This window comes from Psychrobacter sp. T6-1 (assembly GCF_052258445.1).
In genome coordinates, this window is record NZ_JBQQFC010000403.1 from 1 (window position 1) to 1,754 (window position 1,754).

Below are 1,754 nucleotides of genomic sequence, written 5' to 3' on the forward strand. Positions count from 1 at the left end.
TTTAGCATCTTCAAAAGTTTGCGTCTTTTTGACATCGTGCCAGCGAGCAATACCTTCGAACAAGGTACCTGTGGCGTTCTTGGCATCATCGCCGCCGCCAGTGTGGACATAATCAAGATGCAGATGCGAGTCTACATAAGGCGGTACGATCAAACGACCTTTGAGATCAATCTCTTCTTCGGCAGCAGGCAAGCCCTTACCAATCTGCTGAATAACACCGTCTTTAACCAAAATCTCAGTAGCATCGCTATTGCGATAGATATTGGCATTGGTAAACTTAATCATGACAAACTCCTATTATTATTAAATAATTATTGATTGAAATTGCTGATCGAACATTATTTTATTAAAAGCTACTTCATTGAACGCTACCCGACAGTAGGCGCATCCAATGTTTTCTTAGAGATAAAGGTAATGATGATGGCAGGAACGAAACAAAGAATGGATAGATACACAATACCTAAGACGCCTGTCTCTGGCATATGCACCAAAATCAAGCCAGCAAGCCAAGTGGCAATCATAATTGAGAAGTTAAACACACTTGATTGTACGGAAGTCGCGACAGCTTTTGCTTCGGTGACTTGGTGACTGACTGCTGTTTGGAACATCGTTACCAAAGGTCCGAATGCTAGTCCCCATAGTAAAAAGGCAAAATGCGAGAAGCCATTCATTCCTCTGAAGAAGACGAATAACCCCATAGCTATTACACCACAAGCCAGCATACTGACGATCAAACCGCGCAGGTGCGTATCGATAATCTTGGCGGATAGTATGACTGAGATGACAGAACCGATACCGAAGATCAGCAGGGCTAAGCTGATGCCGCCAGTAAAGGCGATAGTTTCTACCAATAAGGTAATGTAAGTGTAGGTACTGTAATGAGCAACGACTGCCAAGAAAGTAAGGGCTAGGACTATCCAAACGCCAGGTATTTTTAGCACGGCTATTGGGGAATTGCTTTGCGTCAGTTTCTCGCCCTTTACCGAAGGTAAAAACTTCATCGCCAATAGCGCAATGACCCCCGCCTAGTACACCGAGTACGATAAAGGAGGTGCGCCAGCCCACTTGCGTCCCGATAAAGGTCATAATCGGCAGACCTAAACTCACACCAAAGGTATTACCTGCCATGATGATAGTGATTGCCTTACCATGCATATTCTCTGGCACAAGCGCGGTACCGTAGGCAGCTATCATCGGCCACATAATACCAGCACAAATACCACCCAGAATACGCATGGCAACAATAAGCGAATAAGATGAAGTGAGCCCGACGACGATATTGGAGACCGCAAAACCTGCCAGTAGCATTAGCAGTAGAATCTTCCTATTCACCCACAGCGTCATACTGATGAGCGGAATAGCAAAAATCGCTGATGCGAGCGCATAGATACCAACCAAAAATCCGACTTGGGTCTGTTCGATACCAAGACCTACCGTCATTTGCGGCAAAATACCAGAAGGCATCAGCTCTGAGAGAATACCGATAAAAGTAACACTGGCCATAAGGCCAAAGATGAACCAAGAAATAGGGTTCTGTCCGACATTATTATTTTTTGATAGCTCGTCTTTTGATTGATTAGCTTTTGAAAGACTAGACACATCTTCTCCTAGTTGACTAAAGGTTTCAAAAGGTCATTGCATGCCCTTCTAATGACATATCCATCCGTAGAAAATTCAAACGTCCGTATAAATATAAATAATCAATCTATTTACTATCTAATTCAACTATACCATAAGGGATTTATTAAAACCCT

The 1,754-nt window shown here is 43.3% G+C and carries 2 protein-coding genes and 1 pseudogene; all 3 read right to left on the reverse strand.

The window, feature by feature from the left end; translation table 11 throughout:
• Window positions 1–285 (reverse strand): annotated as a pseudogene (locus ACTXGO_RS13240) (cytosine deaminase); the annotation flags it as partial.
• 83 nt (window positions 286–368) lie between these two features.
• On the reverse strand, window positions 369–539 hold the full coding sequence (locus tag ACTXGO_RS13245) for a hypothetical protein (protein WP_443574848.1): 171 nt from the start codon (window positions 537–539) through the stop codon (window positions 369–371).
• A complete protein-coding gene (locus ACTXGO_RS13250; RefSeq protein ID WP_443574849.1) occupies window positions 532–1,599 on the reverse strand; it encodes an MFS transporter in 1,068 nt (355 codons plus the stop codon). Before ACTXGO_RS13250 ends, ACTXGO_RS13245 begins: the two co-directional genes overlap by 8 nt.
• Between the last annotated feature and the right edge of the window lie 155 nt (window positions 1,600–1,754).